The organism is Sphaerisporangium dianthi (genome assembly GCF_042654065.1).
In the GTDB taxonomy this organism is placed as follows: domain Bacteria; phylum Actinomycetota; class Actinomycetes; order Streptosporangiales; family Streptosporangiaceae; genus Sphaerisporangium; species Sphaerisporangium dianthi.
In genome coordinates, this window is the sequence record NZ_JBHSFP010000001.1 from 14,419 (window position 1) to 33,684 (window position 19,266).

20 protein-coding genes are annotated in these 19,266 nt (G+C 64.3%); 5 read left to right on the forward strand and 15 right to left on the reverse strand.

Annotated elements, in window-relative coordinates; genetic code table 11:
• Nucleotides 1-110 precede the first annotated feature (110 nt).
• The 6 genes from ACFO60_RS00090 to ACFO60_RS00115 all read right to left on the reverse strand — a co-directional run bounded on the left by ACFO60_RS00090 (nucleotide 111) and on the right by ACFO60_RS00115 (nucleotide 3,235).
• Complete coding sequence (locus ACFO60_RS00090) at nucleotides 111-1,094, reverse strand: hypothetical protein (protein ID WP_380835473.1); 984 nt, start codon at nucleotides 1,092-1,094, stop codon at nucleotides 111-113.
• Nucleotides 1,091-1,471 (reverse strand): RRQRL motif-containing zinc-binding protein, encoded by a 381-nt coding sequence (locus tag ACFO60_RS00095; RefSeq protein ID WP_380835475.1) that lies wholly within the window; start codon nucleotides 1,469-1,471, stop codon nucleotides 1,091-1,093. The genes ACFO60_RS00090 and ACFO60_RS00095 overlap by 4 nt, the downstream gene beginning before the upstream one ends.
• On the reverse strand, nucleotides 1,468-2,202 hold the full coding sequence (locus tag ACFO60_RS00100) for a M48 family metalloprotease (RefSeq protein ID WP_380835477.1): 735 nt from the start codon (nucleotides 2,200-2,202) through the stop codon (nucleotides 1,468-1,470). The genes ACFO60_RS00095 and ACFO60_RS00100 overlap by 4 nt, the downstream gene beginning before the upstream one ends.
• Nucleotides 2,202-2,582: a WhiB family transcriptional regulator gene (locus tag ACFO60_RS00105; RefSeq protein ID WP_380835479.1), complete on the reverse strand. Its 381-nt coding sequence runs from the start codon at nucleotides 2,580-2,582 to the stop codon at nucleotides 2,202-2,204. Before ACFO60_RS00105 ends, ACFO60_RS00100 begins: the two co-directional genes overlap by 1 nt.
• A gap of 82 nt (nucleotides 2,583-2,664) precedes the next feature.
• Nucleotides 2,665-3,045 carry a RapZ C-terminal domain-containing protein gene (locus tag ACFO60_RS00110; protein ID WP_380835480.1) on the reverse strand — a complete coding sequence of 127 codons (381 nt, stop codon included), beginning with the start codon at nucleotides 3,043-3,045 and terminating at the stop codon, nucleotides 2,665-2,667.
• A gap of 16 nt (nucleotides 3,046-3,061) precedes the next feature.
• A complete protein-coding gene (locus ACFO60_RS00115; RefSeq protein WP_380835481.1) occupies nucleotides 3,062-3,235 on the reverse strand; it encodes a hypothetical protein in 174 nt (57 codons plus the stop codon).
• Nucleotides 3,236-3,601: 366 nt separating this feature from the next.
• On the opposite strand from ACFO60_RS00115, the gene ACFO60_RS00120 reads away from it, so the two are divergent.
• Entirely contained in the window at nucleotides 3,602-4,267 is a 666-nt protein-coding gene (locus ACFO60_RS00120) for a GntR family transcriptional regulator (protein WP_380835483.1), read from the forward strand.
• Between the two features lie 54 nt (nucleotides 4,268-4,321).
• Here the strand turns inward: ACFO60_RS00120 and ACFO60_RS00125 are convergent, their stop codons facing one another.
• The 3 genes from ACFO60_RS00125 to ACFO60_RS00135 form a co-directional block, all read right to left on the reverse strand.
• Nucleotides 4,322-5,161, reverse strand: coding sequence for a hypothetical protein (locus ACFO60_RS00125; RefSeq protein WP_380835485.1), 840 nt, complete (start codon nucleotides 5,159-5,161; stop codon nucleotides 4,322-4,324).
• A 179-nt stretch (nucleotides 5,162-5,340) separates the two neighbouring features.
• Nucleotides 5,341-6,507 (reverse strand): ATP-dependent nuclease, encoded by a 1,167-nt coding sequence (locus ACFO60_RS00130; RefSeq protein ID WP_380835487.1) that lies wholly within the window; start codon nucleotides 6,505-6,507, stop codon nucleotides 5,341-5,343.
• 772 nt (nucleotides 6,508-7,279) lie between these two features.
• Nucleotides 7,280-8,221 (reverse strand): HNH endonuclease, encoded by a 942-nt coding sequence (locus tag ACFO60_RS00135; RefSeq protein ID WP_380835489.1) that lies wholly within the window; start codon nucleotides 8,219-8,221, stop codon nucleotides 7,280-7,282.
• A 363-nt stretch (nucleotides 8,222-8,584) separates the two neighbouring features.
• Between ACFO60_RS00135 and ACFO60_RS00140 the strand changes: the two genes are divergently transcribed.
• Complete coding sequence (locus ACFO60_RS00140) at nucleotides 8,585-8,947, forward strand: hypothetical protein (RefSeq protein WP_380835491.1); 363 nt, start codon at nucleotides 8,585-8,587, stop codon at nucleotides 8,945-8,947.
• Between the two features lie 111 nt (nucleotides 8,948-9,058).
• Here ACFO60_RS00140 and ACFO60_RS00145 read toward each other — a convergent pair whose 3' ends face one another.
• Nucleotides 9,059-9,829: a hypothetical protein gene (locus ACFO60_RS00145; RefSeq protein ID WP_380835493.1), complete on the reverse strand. Its 771-nt coding sequence runs from the start codon at nucleotides 9,827-9,829 to the stop codon at nucleotides 9,059-9,061.
• A 538-nt stretch (nucleotides 9,830-10,367) separates the two neighbouring features.
• Entirely contained in the window at nucleotides 10,368-11,351 is a 984-nt protein-coding gene (locus ACFO60_RS00150) for a tyrosine-type recombinase/integrase (protein ID WP_380835495.1), read from the reverse strand.
• Between the two features lie 777 nt (nucleotides 11,352-12,128).
• Between ACFO60_RS00150 and ACFO60_RS00155 the strand changes: the two genes are divergently transcribed.
• From ACFO60_RS00155 to ACFO60_RS00165, 3 genes are all read left to right on the forward strand, one after another.
• On the forward strand, nucleotides 12,129-12,401 hold the full coding sequence (locus ACFO60_RS00155) for a hypothetical protein (RefSeq protein WP_380835497.1): 273 nt from the start codon (nucleotides 12,129-12,131) through the stop codon (nucleotides 12,399-12,401).
• Between the two features lie 739 nt (nucleotides 12,402-13,140).
• Nucleotides 13,141-13,731, forward strand: coding sequence for a hypothetical protein (locus ACFO60_RS00160; RefSeq protein WP_380835498.1), 591 nt, complete (start codon nucleotides 13,141-13,143; stop codon nucleotides 13,729-13,731).
• Nucleotides 13,732-14,615: 884 nt separating this feature from the next.
• Nucleotides 14,616-16,211, forward strand: coding sequence for an AAA family ATPase (locus tag ACFO60_RS00165; protein ID WP_380835500.1), 1,596 nt, complete (start codon nucleotides 14,616-14,618; stop codon nucleotides 16,209-16,211).
• 34 nt (nucleotides 16,212-16,245) lie between these two features.
• Here ACFO60_RS00165 and ACFO60_RS00170 read toward each other — a convergent pair whose 3' ends face one another.
• The 4 genes from ACFO60_RS00170 to ACFO60_RS00185 are packed head-to-tail and all read right to left on the reverse strand — an operon-like array spanning nucleotide 16,246 to nucleotide 18,989.
• Entirely contained in the window at nucleotides 16,246-16,647 is a 402-nt protein-coding gene (locus tag ACFO60_RS00170) for a hypothetical protein (protein WP_380835502.1), read from the reverse strand.
• Nucleotides 16,648-16,687: 40 nt separating this feature from the next.
• Entirely contained in the window at nucleotides 16,688-17,341 is a 654-nt protein-coding gene (locus ACFO60_RS00175; RefSeq protein WP_380835503.1) for a response regulator, read from the reverse strand.
• Entirely contained in the window at nucleotides 17,338-18,411 is a 1,074-nt protein-coding gene (locus ACFO60_RS00180; RefSeq protein ID WP_380835505.1) for a sensor histidine kinase, read from the reverse strand. Before ACFO60_RS00180 ends, ACFO60_RS00175 begins: the two co-directional genes overlap by 4 nt.
• On the reverse strand, nucleotides 18,411-18,989 hold the full coding sequence (locus ACFO60_RS00185) for a DUF998 domain-containing protein (RefSeq protein WP_380835506.1): 579 nt from the start codon (nucleotides 18,987-18,989) through the stop codon (nucleotides 18,411-18,413). Before ACFO60_RS00185 ends, ACFO60_RS00180 begins: the two co-directional genes overlap by 1 nt.
• Nucleotides 18,990-19,266: the final 277 nt, after the last annotated feature.

Below are 19,266 nucleotides of genomic sequence, written 5' to 3' on the forward strand. Positions count from 1 at the left end.
GCTGCCCCCATGCGGCCGTCGGGGCAGATCTCGCAGCCTGCCCACAGCGGCCGGTGGTGGGGCCTGGGCTGCATGCTGGATATGCGGGCTCGTGTCGGGCTTGTGGCAGCTCACGGGGCCACCTCCCGCCCGCTGTCGCCCATGGGCGCCACCTCGGCGGGCGCGGCACCGCGTCCGGCGACGGCCACGGGGACGGCCGGCGGCGCGGCGGGTGTGTACGGGGTGACCGGGCGGGTGTCGCTAGCGGTACGGGCCTGCTCACGAGCCTCCCGTACGGCCTTCTCACACCATGACCGGCGATACCCCGACACCTTCTCCAGTACGGGATAGTCCGGCTCCCAGCTACCGCCGTTCGCGGCGGCGGCACGGATGTCCCGTACGAGACCAGCGATGAATCGCGCACGGTCCACCGGCTTTATCTCCGTACGAGCGGACTCGCCCGCCCCGTCCCGTACGGCGGCCAGATTCACTACACCCGTACGGGAGGAGGTGGCATGCGTGGCGGCGGGCGTACGGGCGGCGACCGCGCGCCGATCCTCCCGCGGGGCGGGGCCGGGGCCGGTACGGGGCAACCGCTCAATACGTACGGCGGCCGGCGTCGGTACGGACTCGGGTGCGGTCGGCGGGGGGACGGCCGGTCCGCCGCGCGGCGCGGATTCGGCGTGATCGCCCGAGCGCAGCGCCACCAGGTGCGACAGCAGGCCGATGGTGACCGGCGGCACCACCGACACCGCCACCACCAGCACCCAGGACGGCACCACAAGCGCCTTGGCCTGGATCGCGTGGTAGACGACGTTGCCGACCACGCTCATCACGATCGCGGCCACCGCGTTGCCGGCGGCGTGCCGGCGCACCCGCGGTGAACGCGTGGCCTTCGACAACCAGATACGGGTGGAGGTGATGCCGTAGGCGTCCACCATCAGCGGCAACAACAGCGACAGCTCATCACCCCAGGCCGCGAGCTTGGCCAGACCGGTCAGCGCGCTGGCGCTGGAGATCAGCGCGGCCACGGCCACCACCGCGATACCGGCATCGGCGATCCAGTCACGACGCGTGGTGACCTGGGCGGGCTCACCGGTCAGGCGCAGGTTCATGCCGCGACCTCCCCGGCGCAGTCCAAGCAGATGCCCAGGTGCCGCGGCAGCACATACCCAGCGTCGATGCCGCAGCCGGGACAGGTACGGCGTGCGGCGTTCGCCTTGGCCAGCGCCTCCAGTTGCCGAGCGGTGGCAGTGCGCTTGGGCAGCGCGAGGCGCACGTCATACAAGAACGCCACCCGCACCCCCGGGGCGCCGTGCCGACGCGAGGCCCACATAATCTGCGCCTGCACGTCCTGTCCGCCCGGCCGCAGCCCTTCGGCGGCGAGCTGGCGCAGCGTCCACAGGTGCGGCGGCGCCATCCGCCACGGCCAGGTGGGAATGCCGTGCCGCGCCCCTGTGGGGTCCCAGAACCGGGCGCGTATGCGACTCATCGCGCCCCTCCCCGGGTGCCGGGCGGGTGGCCCAGCCCGCAGGACGAGCACGACACGCCGCAGGCCGGGGCGGGGACGTGGGTGCGCTGCCAGAGCAGCGCCCAGCGCAGCCGACGCGCCCGCCGACCGGCGGCCAGCAGTCGGCGCCGGGCCTTGGCGCTGGGGTGGTCGTCCACCAGCCATCCGATCAGCCGGTATGCGGTGGGCAGGTCGATCAGGTCGGCCAGCGCCGCGGCGATCAAGCGCCGGCCGGGCAGCCCGGCGGCGTCCAGCAGTTGCGCCGCGTGGAAGTCGGCGTCGAACTCCTCCAACCGCGCCCGGCGGACCCCGGCCGCATGCACGGCCACCACCAGGCAGCCCAGCACGCCCAGCAGCAGCACCGGCAGGTGGACGATCAGGCCGGCCAGCAGCGCGGCTCTGGCCCACCAGGACGGGCGACGCCAAAACGGTGCGGCCACCCCGTGCCCCAGAGCGTGATGGGCGATCTCGTGGGCCAGCACCCCATACAGCGCGTCGCCCTCGCCCAGCAGACCCGTTCCCAGGTCGATGCGCGGCGTGCGGTCGCAGCGAACGGCCAGGGCCTCGGCGTTGTCCTCCAGCTCAGGGGTGATGTGGACCAGCAGGCCGGGCAGGCGCGCGCTGTGGCGCAGCGCGCAGGTCAGCTTGGCCAGCCCCGGCAGGTCGGCGACCTCTTCGGGAGCCTCGGCGAAGCGGGGAGGCGCGAGGGTCATCAGGCCACCTCCCCCGGCGACCACACCGCGCCATCGGCGGCGGCACGGCCGGGCAGGGCGGCGATCTCCTCGGCGGTCAGCCCCGCCCACACCCCCGCCTGCGGGCGCTCGTCCAGGGCGTAGAACAGGCAGGAAGCCCACACCGAGCAGTCCGCGCACACCTCGCGCGCCACCTGCTCCCGGGCCGCCCGCTCCTCGGCCGACTCCTCAGCGAACACGTCCGGGCCGGTGTGCAACTCCGGATCGAGCACGCACGCGGCCTCCTCGGCAAGGTGGCGCGGCATGCGCGCGGTGACGGTGGCCAGCAGGATCAGCGCCACGCGGTCCCGCGTCGGCGCCGGCCTTTCGGCTCGTGGCGGCGCGCTGGATTGGTGGGTCATGATGATGGTGCTCCTTTGCCAGGAGTCGAAGGGGGCGGCTCGTGTCTTGGCGGATTGGGGCCGCCCCCGAGGTGAACGGGTGTCAGCGCTGGACGACGGGCTTGTCCAGGTCGCGGTGGTGCAAGGTGACCGATAGGCCGTCCCCGCGGAGCCGGTGGGCCAGGTGTTCGGCGAAGATCGGGGCGCGGTGGCGCCCGCCAGCGCACCCGTCGGCCACGGTGACGGTGCCGGCGCTCGGACCGGTCAGAAACGCGGCCACCGCGGTGGCGGTGGCCTCCAGAAGATCGGCGATGCCGGGCGTGCCCAGCACCGTCGCGCGCACCGGCTCATCGCGGGCGGTCATGTAGCGCAACTCAGGCGAGACGTGCGGGTCCTTGAAGTGGTGCCGAAGGTCGATGGTCAGGTGCGCGGGTGGCGGCTCACCGTGGAGGTAGCCGAACGAAACGATCTCAACGGCAGACATGGCGTCGCAGCCACGATTAGCCGAGGTTGCCGGCGAAAGACGCCAGCGCGTCGGTCACCGTCATCAGCCCGTTGAAGGCGCTCGTGGCGAGGGTGGCCGCCTTGTCGGGCTGCCGTACGACGAAGACCAGCGCGAGGCCAGCCAACAGAACCAGCAGGAACCGGCGCAGCGGCCGACGGTCGGAATACACGCGTGGATCTCCCCTTTCAGAGCCAGCGGCGTGCCAGGAAGGTCACCGCCGCATTGGTGGACAGACGAGAAGAAGAGCTTGTATGCGCAGGTCATCCCTGCGCTGGCCGCCTTTTTAGTGGGAGGCGGTGACCCGATGTAGTTGTCAGGCGTCGAGTGCGTTCGGCCCGTCGGTCGAAGCGGTCTGTCAGCGTCAGCGCGCGATCCCGTCAGATCGCCTTCCGAGTGCTTCCGGTGACCCGTCCCTTGCGGGGTGCGTCGAGCAGCATCGTATACGTAGCTTCGTATACGCACAAGCCCTAGGTATACGATGATGCGTATACGCTGGAAGGGTCACCGAAGAGAGCTTGAAGGGATTGATCGCCAAGTGCCAGAGCCGGCCTACGTCCGCATCGCGGGCGAGTACGCGCGGCGTATCCGCGCAGGAGAACTTCTTCCCGGCATGCAGCTACCGAGCTATGCCGAGATCGCCCAGCAGAACGGTGTGTCGGACATCGTGGTTCGGAAGGCTCTCGAACTGCTCCAGAGTCAGGGGCTCGTTCGATCCGTACGGCGGCGGGGCATGTTCGTCGCCGACCGCCCCAACCTGGTTCGCGTCTCTCCTGAGCGTCAGATGGAGAGTGCTGAGCACACGTTCCGGAACGAGTCTGATCGAGATGTTCGGGTAGAACGGGAAGCTGAACAGATCCCTGCCACTAGCGACGTCGCCGAGGCGCTCGGCCTCTCAGCGGGCGAGCTGATCGCGCACGTCATCACCCGGGCCACCGAGGATGGTCGGCCAATCTCGATCTCAGATACCTACCATCCGCTAGATGTCGCGGATGTATCAGGCGCCGCCTTCCTAGAAGAGACGCTCTATGACCAGCTACCGGTCCCGCTGCATGCCGAGTGGTTGCGCACAACCCCCGGCGATCTCGTCAAGACGGTCCATCAGCGGTTCATCTCCGCCGATGACCGAATCATCATGGTTTCCGATGTGTCGTATCCGAGAGATCGCTACGACGCATTCGTGTTCCGCATGGCGCTCAAGTAGGGAAAGAAGAACGGGGGTGCCGACCTATCCGGCACCCCCGTTTTTGCTGCGTCCCTAGCTCCGAACCCAGCCCTGCGCGATGTCCCCCTCCGTCCACCAGGAAACGAAGTGTGGATCTACGGAGTCCAACCTCCAGCGAGCCGCCAAGGCATCAAAAAAGGCATCGTTGCCGGTTTTGCCGCCCTTCGGTTCCCCGATGTAGATGAGCCTTTCGCCTCCTGCTTCCTCGAACGCCGTCAGCGCCTCAGACGACATCTTGTTTCCCCAGCCGGGCGGCCAGCAGAGGAACAGCACGTGATCCGCCGTTTGAGCACGAGACACGAACCCCTCCAGATCACCGACGGGATGCCATGCATCTACCTGGCCGGCAGCTCCAGGGAATGAGACGTTTGTAGTCTTGTCCGGCGGCTCCACATCGTATGCCTCGACAGTCAGCCCTGAGCGAGACAGCTGAGCGGCCCAGTACCCCCGCCCAGCTCCCATCTCCACGATCGGAAGATCGGCACAGAAGGCTGACATCCATTCAATGGTCTGCGGAGAGGGGATCGCATAGGCATAGGCCGCCTGCAAGAGCACCTGTGCATAGGCGAGCCGAGCATTACCTCCTGCCCGGCCGCCGTCTACCACGCGACGGCCCTCGTACTCCGACACGAAGGGCTCAACAATATCCCAATATGGATTGGAGCTCACAGCGCTTCCGCCGGTCATGTAGTGCACGAACCGCAAGTCGAACGCCGTGTCGGCATCACGGTCGCCCGACCCCGACAGTCTCGACGCCATATCCAGATATTCGGCCACCTTCGGGTACTCGACCTCTAGCCGCTGCTCGTCCTCCAGCAGTGCGACAATCTCATCCCATCGCGCTGATGTCATTGTCGGTCTCTTGTACGCCATACCCACCACGGTAACGCAAGCCAGCCAAAGGAACACTGCCGACGCAACGAGAGACTCCGCAAGGCCCTTAATGAGCATGCCAAGACAGGAGACAGAAAGCGGATTTCGGGCGCGCCCTTCTCTACAGCCTACCTCACGGACCGCTTGCAAGATCGCATGATGGCACGCCCGCAGCGGGACTAAGAGCCCAAAGGCCCAGGCAAGGGATCAAGATGATTAGCTGCTTGCAGATAAGACACAAGCTCTTCAACTTTCTGACGCAAATCCAGCACATCCCATATTTCACCAGAAGACATGGCACAGGCTTTCTCGGCGATAATCACTTTGTTTGGATTTCTAATCTTCCCCGCCTCGGCCGGCCCCGACGATTTCACAAAAGATTGGAATCTGGACGAAAATTCGGACACCTCAATCTGTGGTTGAACACTGGGATGGGCTTCCTGGACGGATGCCACAAATATGTCGACGGGCACATAATTCTCTATTTCTCTACCTGCGGTCACCCAAGAAATTCCCCCCTTGTCCTCCACTTCGCTACATACGCGCCATTTCGTTGCATTTATTAGTGTTAACGCGTCCCGCTTATCTGAGTCGATAAGGATCGCCGGATTCCTATTTATGGGCAAAAGCTGTATGAACTCCTCAGTGTTCTGCTCCGGCATGTCGGCCACCTCACCCGTCAGGTGCGCAAGCAGTCTGCCCCCATAGAACATGACGGAATAATGTGCACCCTCTATCAGCCGTGGATCCGCAGTCGATATCCAGTGGTTCACGTAAATCCGATCTGACGGGCCTTCCACCCATACGATTGCATTAGACTGGATCAAATCGGAAGCGCGATACCCCAAGTGCTGTGCGATTCTTGCGCGTTGAGACGCAGTCAGTGCTTTTGATACCTGGGTGCCGCCGTAGTCGCTGTCATACTCGACTTGCAGGATGGCCACAGACGGGTCATCGAGCAAGTTAGAGGAATGTGTTGTCATCAGATACATGTTGCTGGTTCTGAGGTTCAGATGCCTGACAAGCTTACGTAGCATGATGGGATTAAGATTCGTTTCTGGCTCCTCGATGCATATTAGAGCGTTATTGTGAAGCGAAGCGATTGTAGCGATTAAGAGGATCTGGGAAACACCCGCCCCCAAATTTTCCAGCGGCAATACGCGATCCCCCACTTGGATATGAACTGTCTTCGAATTATAGGGAACCAGTATCTCAACCGTTGAGTCCTCGAGGACATCTTTCATGAATTGGTTAATGAGCTGGAACTTGCGTATATCTTCCCTGTATCGATCGGCGGATGGCGACTGGAGCGCTTGAAGCATGCCCGGCAAGCCTTTTCCGCTCATATCTTTTAGATCCGGACTGGGTGATCCATCTGGTAGGATCTGCCGAACACTCGGAACTGTTATAACCGTAGGGATGCTTACACTATTTTCCCACGCTCCGAGGAAGAATCCTAGACCGGCATCTGGACTCTCGGGTCGAATACTAAATATTCGTTCCACGATCGGGGGTATGGCCTGATATAGGCTACTACCTAACTCAGAGATGATTTTCGTGATCTGAACCTCATCCCTCTTGAACTTCTGTCCGTCAATCTGCCACCGAAACCAAACCGTCTCCTGGTCCCTAGCAGTACTTCTCAAAGCTGGACTATTTGCAATACGTGTGACCAACTCCCATACATTTGTACGTGGACCTACGGGGTCCCGATTGGGAAGTGCTTTCAACAAATCTTGGAACGGGTCACCTTGAATCCGACGTGCGAGGCCTAGAGCCAGAGGGGGTATCTCTTCCCCTTCGCTTATCAGTGGACGATCCAGCTCAGTGACAGTAGTGCGAATTGCACCTCTTTGCATGTCATTAGAAAGGCTAGGAAGCCAGGCCTGTGCAGCTAACAGAATGTTACTCTTCCCGCTGTTGTTAGGTCCGGCTATTAACGTTATCTTACCCAGCGGGCCAATCTCTTGCGGCTCTCCGTGAAAGCTCCGAAAACCGCCAATCAAGAAACCGGAAAACGATGATTCTGGCGCATCGTCCATGATGATGTCCCATGTCTAAAGCGGTGGCGCGAAGTCAAGCCGCCGCATGCGGGGGTGCAGTTGAGGCGCTGGTGCTCTACCGCGGGGCGACAGTCATAGCGCCACGATGCATCGCCCAGTGCTCAATGATCCACTTATGGTGGGTCCTCGTGAGGGAAACGGCCAAAGGCTGGCCGTGCAGCTTGTCGTAGTCGGGATAAGCGCGGGTGCTGGTTGCGATGTCCAGCGTCATCGTGTTTGGGTCGATGGCGATCTGGCCGAGGTCGAATAGGCGGTGAACGTCGCGGCGCAGCAGCAGCCCGCCGTGAGTATGGTGCTTGCCGTTCCCGGCGTAGCTGTAAAGGTGTGCCGCTTCCAGGGCGGCCACGGGCATGGGGCCGAGGAAGGCGCATACCTCGCCGAACTGGTCTAACAAGCTGGCGCGGAAGGCGGCCTGGCCGTTGCGGACGCGGACCGTCCTGGTCTTATGCCCCCCGGTGATGACCTTGCGGGTGTTGTCCGCGACGTCCAGGGGGGTGGCGTTCTTACCTGTCTCTACCCGGGTGCGGAAGTCGTCCCAACGCAGGCGCCGTAAGGCGTTCTGCGACCCGGGCTCCTCACACAGGGCTCGCAGTTCCGACGCGGAGACGTGGCCACGGAGGTCGATCCAGCCGGCTTCATATCGGGCGCGGTAGGTCTTCACCGCGACCGTCTTGCCGGCCGGAGTGTCGAACTCCGCCTTGCACTGATCATTCCAGCACCGGTACTTCGGCGTCTTAGTCTTACGTTCGGCGATGTCCGCCTTTCCGCATGTAGGGCACCAGCTGAGGTCCTTCGTGCCGGCGCCAGTCTCGATGTCCTCGATCACGGATAGGCCGAACAGGGCGTCTCCGTCCCACAACACGATCGTGTCGCCGACCTGGACGTAGGACGCGTTGGGAACCTTGCTGTCCCAGCTGTAGTGGGTGGAGGGGTTGTCGTCATACCCCTCACCCACACGCTTGGCCCTCTCGCTCAGGTACATCAACCATGCAGTCACGTGACTCCTTCGCTGTCTTACGCTCGCGCCGCGCCCGCCGGCCGCGCACTTTCGCAGCCTTAGGACGACTCATGTGCTTAACGTAGCGGGTGGCACTGACAACGGTTCCGGAAACGTCGTCGGCGCTCGCACCATCGAAGGCTGCCTGCGGGTTCTATGTGGCCATGGCATGGACGGGTGCACTGTCAGGGCTGGTCTACCCCTTCCGTTGTTAGCCCGCCTGCACGCGAAGGATCACGTGGATCGTTGGGACACGCTGATAACATAGAGCAGCGAGCCGAACAAGTTCTCATACAGGTGGTATCCGCTCAGATGATAAAACACCTTCCTCTGTTGTTCATAGCAACGTACCGCAACCCTGGCATGGAAAGCACCCTCCAAATGGAGAACGCCGTTTCTGCCGTTGCGCAGGCCCCCGAATCTCGGGATCTAGCGCGTGATGTGCTCGCCAGAATGGAGCAAAAGGGCTGGAACATAGGGGCTTACGGACACGGCATATGGGAGGATACAGAGGATCTACTTACCCTCTGGATCGCCTTCACATCTCCCGATTTTCATGAGGTAGCGCAAGACCCTGACGATCCAGAAAGCGATTACCTACCCGAACTGGAGGATTTCGCCGACGCAGTGCTAGGAATAATTCATAGCCGCGGCTGGATCGCTAACGATTACTCATACGAGTACTACAGCGATCGCCCGCCATCAGATTACCTGCGCATCGAGTAAGTTCAAGACCCGCGATACGAGATGCTCAGATCTCGTGCTCGAGTATCTTCAAACATTGGCTCTATCGGCCTCAGCTCGATCATGAGAATCCACGTGAATGGCAACCCGACCTTACCGAGCCACTCGAAGTAGAGCACGTACCAGGATATCGTTATCGCGCTCATCACGCCAGGTGATTGCTTCTACTGGCCGTCCGTCTACTGGGTCGCCGTTGAAATTGGCTTCCTTAACGTCGCGAGACAGTGACGCATTTGTTGCTATGAGGATGCCCGCATCTTCCGCAAACATGATAGGGTCAGTCGCTCGACGGTAGTCGATTATGTCGAAAGTGCGCGAAGTTCCATAAGGTTTTGCGACGACTAGAGCTTTTTTCGAATCAATCGTGTCAACCCTAATGTCGAATCCGCTGTCGGGTGAGTTTATCCTTGCCTGCACATTGAAATCGACGCTACGCAAGATAGCGTGCTGGAGACGTTGAACGTACGCGACCCCAGTGTCAGACATTACCTCCGCCACCCTTGGGTCTATGATAGACGCCGCCTCTATCATTCCCTGAGCCACATCCGGATCATCTTCCTCGCGAATCCGCTCAACAGTCTTCTCTACCCGGAAGCGGCGATCCAGCTCGACAGTACTAGATTCGGTTCCCATCCGGATGAGGCGCGTACCCTGCACGCCTATGAGAAGAAAGACGGCTCCAGCAAGAAGGAGGGCGACGGTGCCAGCCTGATTATCTGAGTTGAATACTGCGTAACCTCCAGAAATCTCGGCTGCCGTACCAACCACTAAAGCCGTTGCTCTTTCCAGCCACTTCATGGGGACGCTTGCGTGTGCTTGGTTGGGTATGTTGGATGGAATGTTCTCGTCTCCATCGGTGCTCATTAGGACACACTATCTAATCCCACGACAAGTGTGTATAGAGTCCCAAATGATCGAATTGCCCAGTATGAGTAGATTGGGCCTTTCCTGGGCACCCTACTTCAGGGGTCCAGCGTGCTTGTGGCTTGCCTTGCCTGACGGTTCGCGAAGGGAGCAGGCGCCACGCCTCGGACTCCCCCACATCGACCGGATGTTCGCTCGTCACCCAATGCTTCCCCAATCGGACCCAGTTTAGCGTGGGCGGTTGGCGTATCCGCAGGTCAAAGGCCTGACAGAGTAGCGATGTCCGCTTGACTCATAATCCGTAGGTCGTGGGTTCAAGTCCCACCCGCCCTACTCCCGATCAGCCCGAAACCCGAGCTGACCTGCCTTTCTGCACGCAGCGGCCCACGCGTCGCATGCAGCCGAATGTCACCGCAAGCAGTCCGGAGCCGGTGCTCACGGGATATGCGCGGGATGGGATAAGGCGCGTTCACCCAGCTCAGGGCCACAAAAGCGAAGGGCCACGGGATGACCGTGACCCTTGGATGAGAGATCGTCTTCACGCCGTCAAAGCCTCGGCGATCCGCTGGTTGGCGATCTCCCGTTGCCCGTCGATGCACTTGGCGTAGACCCGGAGCAGCACGTCCACGCTGTGCCCGGCCCGTTCCGCGACGTCCGGCGCCGGTACCCCCGAGTTGAGCCATAGCGAGACCGCCGCATGCCGGAGATCGTACGGCCTGCCAGCCAGCGGCGACGCGACCTGGTCCGGCGTCAACGCGTACGTCCGCGCTTCCTTCCAAACCTTGCCGTACGCGGTCCCGGCGAAGACACTGCCGGTACGAGTCCGGAACAGCCGCCCGTCGGTCGCAGTGCCATGCTGCTCAATGTGCTCGCGGAGGATCTTCACCAGCTCCGGCGGGATCGGCACGTCCCGGATCGCCTTGCGCCGACGCTGCTTCAAGCCGCGAACATCATGGGTGCTTCCAGAGTCGGTGAAGCGCCGGGAGCTTTCCGGGCGCGTCTGCTCCAATGTCAGCAGGCCCCACCCGATTGCCGGAAGATGGCAGTCCTTCTCCCGAAGCCCGGCCGCCTCAGCGGGCCGGAGGCCGGCGAAGTACATGCAGGCGAACATCCCCGCCAGCATCGCCCCGCGCGACCGGCCCACATACGTGACCGCGACCAGCAACTCCCGAGCCTGGACTGGATTGACCACCACCCGCCGGTCCACCTCCCCCAAAACCTTGGCGGGCTTCCAGTTCACCCGGTCCAGCGGATTTGCCGAAAGCTCCCCCAGCTCAACGGCGTACTCCAGCGCATGATGGAACACCGCCCGCTTACGCCGGAAGGTCGAGTCGGCCGCCCGCTGCCCATCGAGGCGACGGCGCCCCGCGCCGCCGCACGGCCCGCCGCCCGCTCCGCCCGGCCGGGCGTGCGGCGTGGGCGCCGGTCCCGGCCGGCGGCGGGAACGCGGGCCGCCCGCCGCACAGAGCACTCGCCGACCGAAGCCCGACCCGCCACCCCATGACGCGCCGTCGCCGATCATGCCATCTCACCGCGGATTCGGCTCCGTTTTATGCCTCCGGCGGGGGCGCTCCGGTTCCAGGATGATCGCGGCTCAAAGCCGCAGGTTCCGGGTTGGCTGAGGCGAAACCTGATCATCCCGCCGCCATCGCCCCAGGACGAGCCGAGCGGGCCAGGGCCAGGGAGGCAAGGTCGTTCGTCCAGTGGGGCGCTCCACCTTGCCCCCCTGGCCCTGGCCCGCTCCCCTGGCGGGTGGGACGACGGCGACGGGATGATCAGTTCGGAGTGAGCACAGGTGCGTAGTACTGGCCAACAAGCACTAACTCATTCTGCTCACTTTAGACCCCGATATGTAGGTGGAGCACAGTGCGAGAGGAGGCTTTTTCGGTAGGCCGCTCAAATCGATCAGTGGAGCCGGATGCGATCCCGAGTCGACGCCTTTCCTGCATATCGTTCGACCTGCGATTTTATCTGTAGGAATATATCGTATAGTTCTAGATTCCTCCTCTAGAACAACGTGCCATCCGTCTGCAGTTGACAGCGTGTAGCCTACGTAGACAGCCCCCGATTTCGACGCAACTTCCTCGAGTGGCAACCATGGGCGACGAACGATATCGGCTAACGTGTTCAAGTCATATGGGATTCGGTATAGTTGCACAACGCTCGAGAATGCAAACACCGACATACACATCACCATGGCGGCAGAGATTGACAATCCTACGACAAGCGAAGCTACCTCTAGCACTGGGCCAGGCAAATCCTCGCGCCGACCTGAGGCTTCCAAATCGGTCGACGCTTCTTGTTCAGTTTCCTCTACATTACGATCCCGCCACCGCGCTATATTATCCCGCGTCTGGAGCATCATGCCCTTTATGCCGGTCCAGTTGTCTACGGCAACCGCCACAAGAACTACAGCCCCGAAGGCAACGGCGGGTCGCAGATCGCTATTGCCAGCCCTTGCATCAAAATGCGCAAGGGCGACAACACCTTCCCAGCCGGATTGCAGCGCCTTAACGACGTCAGAATAGGCTGGCGCAACCACAACCATGCCAACAACAGTCACCCAAAATAGTCGCCACGCCCTGTATACGATCAGCCCCAACGCCAACGCTGGCAGGAAGATCGGAATAACTGGAATAAGCGTGCCAAGTAGAGTACCAGTAATTCCCGCAGTCGATGCGATGGACGCTGCGATAGTTGGATCGTACTTCGCGATCACAAGAAGTCGAATCGCAGCCGCAAACAGCAATATGGCAGGAGAAAGTATAAGAGTCCTTAATGATCTCGACATCCGACGTGACGGTAATTCTGGCACCGAAGTACCGCTCGCCATAGTTTCACCCCCATATGAATACTCCGTGCGTTCATCGTCGCAACGAATGCTTGGAGAAGGTGTATCGCGCTTCAGGTCGGCAATGAGCGCTGCGACAGGTGTATCAACGCGCTCAACGATCGGGTAGTTCCGGTGCCCCGACAGGCGGGACGAGGGACACCACCACTCCTGGCAAAGATACTGGAGCTGGCTGTGATCAAAGAGGGGATTCGTTGTAGTTCCACCGTTGTCCGCAACGAGCTACGCGTACGCGCTGACCTGCATCAATGTGGCTAGAACGATGCTCGTCCGAGCTTTCAATCGGCATCCTGCGGACGCCTTGGCTGTACAGCCACAGCTACAGCCAAGAGCGCGGGCGACGGCGGCCTCTGGCGAACCATCACGGACGCCGGACCGCATGGTCAGAGCCTCAGGCTTTGATCGAATCGTCTTCTATAATCCGTAGGTTCGGAATTCGAGAGCCTGTCACAATCAGGGTGTGGACCTGGACTCCTTGCTGTTGAAGGCCGCTCAGTTCTGCTCTCCCCACGTCCGAACCGAAGCCGGTGTCAGGGTGGCCGATGTGCTGGAGTACCTGGAGCACGGTGAATGGGAGATGGTCCTTCTCCTGCTTGAGGAGCTCGGCGACGCGCATCCCCAGCCGCCCGAGTTCTGGGATCTGTTGGCTGATGCCGCCCGAGTGATGTGGCTTGAGTCGGATGTTGCCTGGTGCCAGTGGCGGCGTAGTGAGGCCCGTACCGGCGCGTTCCGAGTTGAACTGTGTCTCGCCCGCACCGAGGACGGGGGTCGTAGAACGCCCATGCCTCCCGGTGGGTTGCTCCGGCCTATGTGGGACATCGGCCGCCGGACGCCCGAGGGTGGACCTCTGCTCAGCATCGCTGCCCTTTGGATCGAAGGCCGCGACCTCCTGGAGCCGGGTGGGTGCAAGGCGGTGAGACTGCTTCCGCTGACGCCCGATCACTGGAACCATCTCAGGGCAGGTGATGTGATCACCATGCACGAGATTCGACCGCCCACCGGGACGGCACGGATCACCGAGATCATGCCACCTGTCGCCGCCTCTCCCTAGTTGCAATCCAGCGTCGCCCCATGCCGTTCCAGATGGACCACCCACGCCCGTTGGTCCAGGTTGAACCACTCTGAACGGCCATGATCCGAGCTGCTAATGCGGTTTGGTGCACGCCCATGAGCCCCCCGTGCAGATGCCGCCCTGACGATCGCCCTGCGGTGGTCGAGCGCCGTGCGGGGTTGGGGGCGATCGGCGCGCCGGGATTCGTTCCTCATCCCGGCCCATCGGGGGACGGGGCCGGCGTCCGCACGGGATATGCGCGGGATGGTGGTGTCGGCCGGTCGGTTGCCGAAGGGGTTGGCGGGCAGGTCGGAACGGCAGCGGCCCTGGTGATCGCCTATGCACTCATAATCCGTAGGTCGTGGGTTCAAGTCCCACCCGCCCTACTCTCCAATACCGCGTTCCCCCTTGGGTTTCCCGGTTCTCGTCGGCCTCCGACCTCGTTCTTGATCGCCGTGCCCCGGAGGCCGAGGGCGGCCACGCCGGCCTGCACAGGCCCGCCATGGCGGCTGTAGCGGGATGTTCCGGGCCACCGGCCGACCCGGGGCGATCGGTATCGACGCCCAGCTTCACCGTCCATGTCAAGCGATATCCGCCGGTCACATGTGCCGGTCCACGCTCCGGCCGAGCCTGCGGCGTGCTGGGTTCGTCCGGCCCGGCGAACGCCTCACGCAGAGGGCCACGCCCTGATCACACGACGGCGGCCTGCGATAGGGGCTCCGGCCCTCGACGACGACACGGGGCGTGGCCTGACGACACGGGGCGTGGCCTGTGGTTGGTGGACATGCTCGCCGATGCTTGGGGATTCGACCACGAGAAGAACGGTGGCTCGGTGTGTTCCGGCTGTCCGGACGCGAGCGCCAGAGAGATGGCAGAATGTGATCATGCGGTCACCCCGAGCTAGGTATTTCAACACCACCGGTCCCTGCGATCCGCAACTCCACTACATGCTTCCCCCCACACCACGGCTTCCCGAGGCGCGGACGCTCATCGAGATGGACCGCTATTTCGTCCTGCACGCCCCCCGGCAGACCGGGAAAACGACCATCCTGGACGCTCTGGCGTCGGAGCTGACCGCCGAGGGCGACATCGCCGCTCTGTCGCTCTCCTGCGAGCGCGCCAAGTCAGCCGGTGACGATGTCGGCTGGGCGGAGTCGCTTCTGCTGGATTCCCTCCGCGAGGCCGCCGAGCTGTCAGGATGGCCAGAGGAGTTGCTGCCGCCGGATTCTCCGCCGCAGGTCACCCCAGGCAGCCGGTTCGGTGCGGCGCTGCGTGAGTGGTGCCGCCGCTGCCCGCGCCGGGTCGTACTGTTCCTCGACGAGATCGACGCTCTGCAGGGCAACAGCCTGGTCAGCATTCTCAGCCAGCTCCGCGACGGGCACAACAAGCGATCGAAGGGCTATCGGTTCCCCGCTTCGATAGTGCTGTGCGGGTTGCGGGACCTGCGCGACTACAAGGTCGCCGCGGGCGGCGACCCAGCACGGTTCAGCCCGGCCAGCCCGTTCAACATCATCGCCAGGTCGCTACGCCTGGGCGACTTCACCGCCGACCAGATCGCCGAACTGTACGACCAGCACACCCAGGCGACCGGCCAGGAGTTCACCAAGGACGCGGTGGACCAGGTCTTCGAGCTGACCCAGGGACAACCCTGGCTGGTCAACGCCCTCGCCGATGAGATCATCACCGAGATGGGGGTGACCGGCACCATCACCACCGGGCAGGTGGAGGACGCCAAGGAGCGGTTGATCCGGGCGCGCGCCACCCACCTGGACTCCCTGGCGGCCCGGCTGCAGGAGCCCCGGGTCAAGCGGGTGATGGAACCCATCGTTGCCGGCGGCCCCTACACCCACCGCAGCGACTCCGACGACCTGGCCTACGCCCGCGATCTCGGCCTGATCACGCGGAAACCCCCGCCACAGGTGGCCAACCCGATCTACCGGGAGGTCATCCTGCGCGTGCTGGGCGACCTGACGGAGCAGAACATCCACGCCGACCCGCACAGCTTCGTGCTCCCCGACGGCCGGTTCGACCTGCCACGCCTGCTGGAGGAGTTCGTCGTGTTCTGGCGCGAGCACGGTGAAGTCCTCATCCAGCAGGAGGGATACCACGAGGCCGCCTGCCAGATCATCCTCATGGCCTTCCTGCACCGCCTGGTCAACGGCGGCGGCTACCTCGACCGCGAATACGCCGCCGGCACCAAACGCCTGGACGTGCTCGTCCGCTGGCCGTACACCGGCCCCAACGGCGAACGGGTGATGCAACGCGAAGCCATGGAACTGAAGGTGTGGCGACCCGGCGCGGACGACCCGAAGCCCGAGGGCCTGGCCCAGCTCGACCGCTACCTCGACCGGCTGACCTTGCCCACCGGCGTCCTGGTCATCTTCGACCGCCGCCCCGAAGCGTCGCCCTGGAAGGAACGCGGCGGCTTCGAGCAGGCGGCCACCCCGTCCGGCCGCCAGGTCACCGTCCTGCGAGTGTGACGCTTCTCAGTCGCCGTCAATCCACACGCAGCCCTCAGCCAACGCGATCGTCTGGGAGTCGACCGGCCTGCTCGACGGCTCGCTCGTCGACGACCTGGGCGGGCAGGACAACGAGAGCCTGTCCGGATACCGGTCCTTGCTGCATGGCAAGCGTCTGCGCACGGACGGTTTCTCGAACGAGCAGGCCGAGGTCGCGGTCGTGGACCAGGTACGTGAGTGGCTCGGGCAGGGAATGCGGCCGAGCGAGATCGTCGTCGAGCGCCGCACGGGTTTGCTGGAGACATCGAGACCTGGGAGGAACACCAGTAACGCCCGCACGGAAGAAGTACCCGGACGATCTGCGTGCGCGTGCGCCCGGTTGGCGATCGAGGCTCGCCGGGATCCGATCGGCGCGGTCGGAGCGATCCGCCGGATCGCCGGTCAGCTCGGGGTTCATTTGGAGGCGCTGTCGGCCCGTCAGCCTGCTGGTTCGGCCTTCAGTGGCCGGGCCGTACCAGGCCGCTTTCGTAGGCGAGGATCACCAACTGGACCCGGTCGCGGACGTTCAGCTTCATCAGCGCCCGGGTGACGTGGGTCTTGGCGGTCAACGGGCTGATCACGAGTCTTGCGGCGATGTGCTCGTTGGACAGGCCCTGGGCGACCAGGCGGACGACTTCGCGCTCACGGGCGGTGAGTACCGCGAGCCCATCACCGCTCACCGGGGTGGGCCGGTGGGCGAACTGCTGGACGACGCGCCGCGTGACGCTCGGCGACAGCAGTGCCTCTCCTGCCGCGACCACGACGACGGCGTGGCGCAGTTCGGCCGGGGCGACCTCTTTGGTGAGGAAGCCGCTGGCGCCGACGCGCAGCGCGGCGAAGACGTGTTCGTCAGTGTCGAACGTGGTGAGGATGATGACCTTGGTCGCCGGACGTTCGGCGAGGATCCGGCGGGTGGCCTCGATTCCGTCCATCCCGGGCATGCGGATGTCCATGAGGATCACATCGGGCTCTGCGGCCCGGGCTTGCCGGACGGCCTCGTCACCCGTGGCGGCCTCGGCCACCACGGTGATGTCCTTGGACCGGCGAAGCAGGCTGCGGAAACCCGCCCGGAGGAGGGCCTGGTCGTCGGCGAGCAGCACTTTGATCGTCATGCCTTCAGGGGAATGCTCGCCCGGACGGCGAAGCCTCCGCTCCCTTCGATGCTCAGCGTGCCACCCAGGGTCGTGATGCGCTCGCGCATGCCGGTCAGGCCGTGCCCCTCGGCGAGAGCCGCGGCCCCGCGTCCGTCATCGACCACTTCGACGGTCACGGCGGCGCCGGTCGAGCTCAGCCGTACCGATACGTGGCCGGCGTCCGCGTGCTTGATGGTGTTGGTCAGCGCTTCCTGGACGACCCTGTGGGCCGCGACGGCCTGCAGTCCCGTGACCGTCGTGAGATCGCCCTCCTCGTGCAGGCCGACCGCCAGACCGGTCGCCCTGGCCGCGGCGACGAGGGCGGCGATGCCGTCCAGGCCCGGCTGAGGGGCGGCGTCCCCCTCGATTCGCAGAACGCCGACGAGCGAGCGCAGATCGGCCATGGCCTTACCTCGCACGTCCATCGCGGTGCGCAGGGCTTGGCGTGTCTCCTCGGGAGACTCCTCCAGCGCGTCGGCGGCCACGTTGAGGTGGACGCCGACCACGGCCAGCGTGTGGGCGAGGATGTCATGGAGTTCGCGGGAGATCTCCAGCCGCTGTTCGGCCAGCCGGCGGCGGGCGTCCGCCTCACGCGCCTGTTCCATCTGCAGGCGCCAGCGTGCCTGGAGGTGGCGGGCATTGCCGATCGCCAGCACGAGCGCCAGCCAGAGCGTTTCGGCCCCACCCGCCGCGAGCGCGCGGGCAGCGGAGCCGGACGCGACGGCCCAGTCCCAGGCCAGCGCGTACAGCAGCAGGAACAGTCCCGTTCCGACGGCCCAGCGCGTCCGGCCCGCCGCGGCGACGGTGTAGCACGCCACCGTCAGCGGCCAGACCCAGCCACCCTCGAACAGCCCCGCCCCCTGGAAGGCGATCAGCACGCTCGCCGACACCAGCAGCACGCCGACCGGCCACCGCCGCCGCGCCGCCAGCAGCCCGCCGAGCAGCAAGGCCATGGTGACCGCCGGCCAGTCGATCGGGGCTCCGACCGCCGCCGTCCCGGTCAGGACGGCGACGCTCGTGAGAACCGCGGGCAGCAGGGTGCTGATCATCAGTCGGCGGGGGTCAGGCGGACGGCGGCTACGGCCATCCAGCCGAGACCGGCGGCGACGACGATGCGCTCTGTCAGCCCTACCAGCGGGGGAAGTGAACGCACGGCCATGACGTCGACGAGGGTGACCACGAACAGGATCATTCCAGACACCAAGACGACGGCAATACCGGTGAGCAGGGCGTCCCGCGGCCAAGCCCTGGTGAGCAGCACGGCGGCGGCCGTGAAGGCCAGCAGGCCCAGGCAGGCGGACAGGCCGTGGACGGTGTCCACGGCCGACGGGTCGTCCCACTGGCCCGGCGGGTCGGCGGGGAAGACCGCCGAGAGGAGAAGCCCCAGCGACCAGATGCCGAGCAGCGAGGCACCCACCCGGCTGGTGCCGATGCGAGCCACCGTCACCGTCAGGGCCGTCGCGGCGAGCGCCATGGCGAGCATCCCGAGCGGGACCAGCCAGCCCGCGCCCGTGTTGACGAACCTGCTGATCGGCTCGGCAATGGGGCTCATTTCGCTGTTGACCACGTCCGAGATCACGAAAGCCGCGGCGCCGGCGCCGACTCCGGCGAGAACCGTTCTCTTCATGGCCCCGACGTTAGGGATCGCCATGGTCCCCGGCGTCGTCTGTTCGCAGACACCTGCCCGTACACCGATTGGTGTACGACCGCTTCGTCGCCTGCGGACGAGCGCGAACCGGAAAGGCGATCGGCCCCGAGCCGACGAGATGCCATGCGCGGCGGCGGTCGTCGCCGGAGACAGCCGGTAGAAGAACAGGACGCCCGCCAAGCCCGAGATGCGAGATGCCCGAGATGCCGCCGTTGCGGGCCACGAGCCGATTCCGTTCGCGCCAGGTGGACGCTTA